The 6,857-nt window shown below is 40.0% G+C and carries 5 protein-coding genes; 2 read left to right on the top strand and 3 right to left on the bottom strand.

The genetic code is table 11. The features are described from left to right. Positions 1–513, top strand: a 513-nt coding sequence (locus IM515_RS00900) for a DUF2887 domain-containing protein (RefSeq protein ID WP_287630120.1), incomplete at its 5' end; no start/stop codon positions are given. Positions 514–577: 64 nt separating this feature from the next. On the opposite strand, the gene IM515_RS00905 is transcribed toward IM515_RS00900, so the two are convergent. Both IM515_RS00905 and IM515_RS00910 read right to left on the bottom strand, forming a co-directional pair. Then, on the bottom strand, positions 578–1,048 hold the full coding sequence (locus IM515_RS00905) for a PEP-CTERM sorting domain-containing protein (RefSeq protein ID WP_002771682.1): 471 nt from the start codon (positions 1,046–1,048) through the stop codon (positions 578–580). Positions 1,049–1,211: 163 nt separating this feature from the next. After that, the gene (locus IM515_RS00910) at positions 1,212–2,438 is read right to left on the bottom strand and encodes a molybdopterin molybdotransferase MoeA (protein WP_287630121.1); all 1,227 of its coding nucleotides are present in this window, start codon (positions 2,436–2,438) and stop codon (positions 1,212–1,214) included. Positions 2,439–2,449: 11 nt separating this feature from the next. Here IM515_RS00910 and IM515_RS00915 point away from each other — a divergent pair, with 11 nt between their 5' ends. Beyond that, entirely contained in the window at positions 2,450–3,343 is an 894-nt protein-coding gene (locus IM515_RS00915; RefSeq protein ID WP_287630122.1) for a glutaminase, read from the top strand. A 108-nt stretch (positions 3,344–3,451) separates the two neighbouring features. Here IM515_RS00915 and IM515_RS00920 read toward each other — a convergent pair whose 3' ends face one another. After that, the gene (locus IM515_RS00920) at positions 3,452–6,571 is read right to left on the bottom strand and encodes a TIGR03032 family protein (RefSeq protein WP_287630123.1); all 3,120 of its coding nucleotides are present in this window, start codon (positions 6,569–6,571) and stop codon (positions 3,452–3,454) included. Between the last annotated feature and the right edge of the window lie 286 nt (positions 6,572–6,857).

Raw genomic sequence — 6,857 nt, forward strand, 5'->3', positions numbered from 1 at the left:
AACTGCGAGCGAGTGAGACGGATTTATCTGAATGAATTAGAAAACACTCCTCAAACTTCGATTGGTTTAGCCACAGTCCAATTAATCACCCTATCTAAAGCAAAAGCGCTTGATAGCACCCGAAAATTAATCCAAAGAGTGCGGCAAGAATTAACCCCCGACCAAAAACCCCAAGAACTCTTACAATTAATAGAGACGATTCTCGTTTATAAGTTACCGCTTCTCAATCGTCGGGAGATAGAAACTATGTTTAGTTTAGATGAATTAAAACAAACTCAGTATTTTCAAGATGTGCGCGAGGAAGCGCGTCAGGAAGGTCGTCAGGAAGGTCGTCAGGAAGGTCGCGAGGAAGGTCGCGAGGAAGGTCGTCAGGAAGGTCGCGAGGAAGGCAGACTAAACAAAGCACTAGAGGCGGTCCCTCGTTTGTTAGCCTTAGGGTTAAGCGTTGAGCAAGTCGCATCCGCCTTAGAATTAGAGGTTAAACAGGTTAGAGCTATACAAAAAGAGACATAAGACTATATCGCCCCCTAACCAAAAAGGAAGGCGTTTAAACCTTCCTTACCATAGAATTGGTCATTTATTGACGTTTGCGAGCCAATAAACCCAGAGAACCCACCGCTAATAAGCCTAAAACGGTACCTGGTTCCCAGGTTGTCTGTGTCTGGGTGCCTTGAATGGTCCAGTTAGCAGCAACTATATTACCTGATACATTGGTCAAATCGACAGAGTAGTTCAAATCATTAGTAAAGTAAACGCCATTGTCTCCATTCACGAACCATTCGTTAGGTGTTTGTGTAGAATTGGTTGAGACGACATTGACATTAGAGTAATCAATCCAATCAGAAGGAACAGAGGTTAATTGTCCTAAGGCATTGGTGACAAAGCTTCCTATACTACTACTCAACCCATCACCCCCATTAGGATTAAAGGTGGTAACGTGGGCCCCATTACCAAAATTGAAGGTGACACTCACAATGTTGCTGGCGGTCCATGTGCTTGGGGGGAAAATTCCGGCACTTTTTCCCTGAAAATGGGTAAAACCCCACACCCCACACCCTGCCACCAGGAAAAACTTTTTCAGCAAACCCTAATTAGGGTCTATAGAAAAAGTTCCTAAGCGTAATTCCCCGGCTGCTGTCCTTCGACCTGATTCTTACCGAGAAGGAAATCAAGTCAAAAAAAGAACCCTTGCCAACATCTGAAACTGGCTCTCAAAGGGGAAGTCCAGTCAAAACTTCTACTGTTTCTCCCGCTTGTATAGTAGTTTTACCCTGGGGAATTATGGCCAAAGCATTAGTACCTGTTAAATTAATTAAATTAGCCGAATTGTGTTGTCCGGGAGCAAGTTGAAATTGATAAACTCCCTCGATAATTTCTATTTTTCCCCAGAGATAAACTTCTCTTTGTCCTTTAGATTTGAGAGTATCGCGGGTGACAACTCGTAGAAATTTGCTCTGATAATCTGTCAATCCCGATAATTTTTTAATGGCCATTTGCACGAAGCGCCAACAGGAAACTAAAGCAGAGACGGGATTACCGGGGATACCAAAGTAAATACAACCGTTAGGAAAAGTAGCGAAGGTTAAGGGTTTACCCGGTTGAATAGCAACGCTGCGAATCAGAATTTGTCCCCCTAATTCCCCTAAAATTCCCTCGATATAATCGTAGTCTCCCACGGAAACACCGCCGGTGGAAAGGACGATAGCACTAGAATTAATGGCTTTTCTGATAGTTTCTCTGAGAAGTTCGGGACTATCTTTGATTATACCTAAAGGTTTAGGAATTGCCCCTAAACTGGCGACAAATGCCGTTAAAGCGTAGCGATTTGAGTCAATAATTTGACCTTTTTGGAGGGTTTCATCGGGATTAATTAATTCATCTCCCGTGGAGAAAATTGCCACTTTGGGACGGGAAAAAACTGTTAATTCGGTAGCTTGTGCCGTGGCTAAAACTGCTATTTCTGGGGAATTAATGGCAATACCGGCTTTTAATAAGGTATTTCCCGCTCGATAGAATGTGCCGCGTTGACGCACGAAAAGACCTATTTTTTCGGGAGGGATAAGAATCGCCACCCGCTCCCCTTTTTGTTGAGTATTTTCCTGCATAATAATCGTATCACTGCCGGCGGGTAACATCGCTCCCGTAAATATTCGCGCTGTTTCTCCCGGTTGAATAATTTCTTCGGGGACTTTGCCGGCGGGAATTTCGGCGATAATCTTTAAAGTAACGGGATTTTCTGGATTAGTGTCTTTGACATCTTCGTAGCGGACAGCATAGCCATCCATAGCAGAATTATCCCAATAGGGAAAGTCTAAATCACTGCTGATATCTTCGGCTAAAATGCGCCCAAAAGCTGCCTCTAGAGAAACTTTTTCTGTTTCTTGTCGGGGTTGAATTTGAGTTAAAATTATAGATTCTGCTTCTTTGACTGAGTACATGGATTAAAAAAATGAACCGATTAGCTAGATTAAGGGTGGAAGATATAAAAGCTTGGCTCGGGGAAGTGCATTTATCGGATAGGAAGGGTCAGACTCCCTATTATATACCAGTTTTGAACCAAGTTAATCCCGAGGTTTTCGCTCTCCAGATTCACTGTCTTGAGGGGGAGATTTTGTCTTGGGGAGATGAAACTGTAACTTTTCCTTTGATGAGTGTGATTAAACCTTTTTTGTTATTATATCTTTTAACTCATTTGGGGGAAGATGCTGTTTTTAGGCGCGTGGGAAAACAAGCTTCTAGTTATCCTTTTAATTCTTTAACTCAACTGCAAGAGGATCGCGGTTTTCCCCGTAATCCTCTGATTAACAGTGGTGCGATCGCATTAACGGATTTATTAGCAGGAGAAACGCCGGAATCTCGCTGTGAAAATTTGCTTTTATGGTTAAATAAAATGGGTAATTGTCAATTATTTTTAGATCGATCTGTGCTTGAATCTGTTCACTCTTATCCTAATGCACACAATCAAGCTTTAAGCTTAGAATTAGAAAAAAATGGTTATATCAGTCATCGTTATTTAGCTCTAGAAACCTACAATCGAATCTGTTGTTTATCTGGGAAAATTGCCGATCTTGCTAATTTAGGTAAGTTAATTTTAGCTTCTTCTTTTGCCGAAATTATTCTAGAAATTATGACTAATTGTGGACTCTATGAAGCTTCCGAAAAATTTGCTATTGAGGTGGGGTTTCCCACAAAATCGGGAGTTAGTGGGGCCTTATTATCAATTGTACCGCAACAGGGAGCGATCGCTTGTTACAGTCCTCTATTAAATGAGCAAGGTAATTCAATTTTAGGACTTAATTTACTAACATATATAAGTAGGTGGATGGAATTAAATATAAGATGAACGTAGGTTGGGTTGAAGCATGAAACCCAACCCCCTGGGTAAGCAACTCACATAAAGTTCATTTTGTCAAGGATTGTTAAGATGCGCTTACCCTGATAATTCCAGTGATCAATTGGCTATCCTGATCATCTCCGGTGATTTTCCCGCAGCATAAATATCCCACATTGTCCGATAAGCTTTTTCTAAATTGCGGGTAAAACGAAGCGTATCAAATAACGGATAAGTAAGACGATTTTGTGCTAGTTTCTGTTTAATTTCGTGCAATTTATCAGGAGATTTTGCTAAATTAATCGCTAAATTTTTATACTCCTCTAAATTCTTAGTAATTAATTCAGGTAGGCCAGTAGCTGTCAGTAAACTAGCACCAACACGGGAAGGAAAAGTCTCCCCCAAACAAGTTATAATCGGTAAACCTGCCCATAAAGCATCACTCCCAGTCGTATGAGCATTATAGTATAAAGTATCAAGAAATAAATCAGCTAGTTGATGCCGCGCCAAATGTTCCGACTTAGGTTCGAGATGGGCAAAAATTAAGCGATCGCCTTCAATTCCTCGCGCTTTTGCTTCCCGACGTAGATTTACTTCAGCTTCAGCTACTCTCGAAAATAACCATAATACACTACCGGGAACATTAGCCAGAATTTCCATCCAGACAGTGAATATTTGCGGCTCAATTTTATAGGTGTGGTTGAAACAACAAAAGACAAAACCCGATTCAGGAAGACCATACTGGGAACGAGTAACAGGTTTAGATGATATAATTTGTTGATAATCATTAGCCTGATAACTATCTGGTAAAATTACCAATTTTTCAGTAAAATTATCAGCAGACTCTGGTGGTGTAACTATGGCATCACCAATAATATAGTCGATAAAATCTGCTCCCATTGTCCCGGGATAAACCAAATAATTAACTTGAATCGGTGCAGGTTTTAAAGCCAATATTTGTGTCCGCGCTTTATCAATATATCCCATCAAATCAACTAAAATATGCACCCCATCATTAAAAATCCGTTGTGCAGATTCCGTAATTGATAAAGTAGCAATATCATAAAAGTGATCGCAATCATTAGCAATGCGACGACGATACTCACTACCATCATCAGGACCATAGGAATAGGCAATTATTTCAAAGTTATTGCGATCATGTAAACCAAAGACACTTTGCATCAAATGACTGGTAGGATGATTACGAAAATCATGGCATAAATAACCTATTTTTAATCGTCCAGATCGGGTGCGGGAATGGTTGAAATTAAGGGGTTTAGTAATCAATGCTAATTGTCTTTTAACCTCTTGAGCATAGTTAGAAGCTACTTGCAATTGTTGACTAGCAGACCAAGGTTTATATAAGCTATCAAAGGGAGTTACTGCGGTAGGTTGTCCCTCTTGTAACTGGTTTTCGGTTAATTGCCAAAGTTGAATTAAATCAGCTTCTCTTGTCTCCCAATTACAAGTCATTTCCTTCATAGAAAATAAGCAAGCAAAAGCCTCTGGGGAATTAGGTTGAATAGCTAAAGCTTGCTTAAATACGCTCATAGCTGCTTCTACTTTGTCCTGTCTTCCTAAAGCTAAAGCCAAACTATTATAAGCTTTAATATACTTAGGATTAAGCTTAATTGCTACTTGAAAATAAGCGATCGCTTCTTCAATTTTTCCCTGTAGTTGTAACACATTGCCTAAATTAAAGTGTGCTTCTGGATAATTAGGGTTTTTCCTAATTGCTTCTTGAAACTTTACCCCAGCATCCCCTAACTTGTCCTGCATTTGTAGGACTAAACCTAAATTATTATCAGCAAAAGCATAGTTTTGATTGCTACGAATAGCTTGATTAAAGCAAATAATCGCCTCATCTAAATCTCCCTTGCTAACTGCTATTATTCCCAAATTATTGTGGCTTTCTGCATAATTAGGATTAATAAGTAAAGCTTGCTTGTAAGCCAAAATAGCTTGATCAATTTGTCCTAAACTATCCATGATTACCCCCAACTGATGCCAAGCAGCTGCATATTGGGGAGATTGATTAATTAATTGTTGATAGAGAGCGATCGCTTCTTCAAGCTTAACCTGTTTTTGCAGGGAGTATGCTTGCTGATACAGAGTATCTGCTGGGGAAGTATCAGGCTGATTATTTGCTATATTTACCCCAACTAAAGGAGAAATAGGATCAAGAGTAATAATTTTACTGATGTCATCATTTTGAAATCCTAAAGCTTGGGGACGTTTAACTCCTTCTAAGATTTGTATATCATAAAGTTCAGTCACTTCACCTTCTAAGCGTATCCAGTGAACAACTTCACCTGTTTTCAAGTCAATAATTAGCAGACCACAGCGAGGCTCTGCTTCTTTAGCCATTAAATTATCATCTAAGATTAACCCCGAAAAAGTCTTATCTACCCCACGATTTTTAGATAATCCAACAATGGCATAATTTCTGACAAATGCTAAACCGCGCAGAAAACCAGGACAAAAAGTAACAGGCTCAAAAATGCCTTTGTCTTGATCAATATAACCAAAGTAACCCGTACCCGCATTTAATAACCATAACTTACCCTGATAAAATCGGGGAGAATGAGGCATAGATAAACCAGTAGCAATCACTTCATTAGACTGAATATCAATGACACAACCGCCAGTTTGTCTTCTGTCTCTCCACCCATCCACCACATCTGATTGACTACAAGCGGTGACATAACGCGCCTTCCCATCTACCAAAGCTAAACCATTGAGATGACAACGATCTTCATTGACTAAAGCGGAAATAAACGATGGTTTCCATAGGGGAATACAACTATGGCGATCGCTGACTGTCGCCAGACAATTTAACATGGTACTGATAAATATAATTCTTTCAGAGAGATTTTCTATTGCTAAATCGTGAATATCTAAATCCCCAGTAGTATAACTAATGCGGGGAATATAAAGTTTATCGTAACCATCATAAAGTTGTTCGGATGATAACACATTATCTAGTTGCCAGATTTGATAGCGGGAACTAAGATAAATCCTTTCTGGGGTAGCATATAAACCCATGGCGCGGTCAAATATACGCTCAAATCCCGACATCCCCCTTTGAGGGTTAACCCCTAAAAACATCAGTCGAGAACTTTGATAAGTGGTAAAAGCTAGACTAACCTGCTGAGACTGCAACCAGTCAATAAAGTGACGAGAAGCAATGATTTCTACGGGGATAGATTGATGAGAATTGGGAGTTGATTGATTCATCATAACCACAAAGACACAAAGATTAGCCAGTAGGGTGTGTTAGCGATAGCGTAACGCACCAATTTAATAATAGAGGTGGTGCGTTACGGCGGATTGTTAATTTTGGTTTTTTGACCGAATTGATGGCCGCCTAACGCACCCTACTGGATTGTTTGAGCGCGATCGTTTATAATCAAAATATCATTATTTTGGGTTTGCTGAATAAGTACGGGCGAAGCATTCGGATAGAAAATCTACCTTTTCACCGATAGGTTATTGTCCGAATGCTTCGCCCCTACAGGACGCGGGC

This window comes from Microcystis sp. M44BS1 (assembly GCF_020244875.1).
In the GTDB taxonomy this organism is placed as follows: Bacteria; Cyanobacteriota; Cyanobacteriia; order Cyanobacteriales; family Microcystaceae; genus Microcystis; species Microcystis panniformis.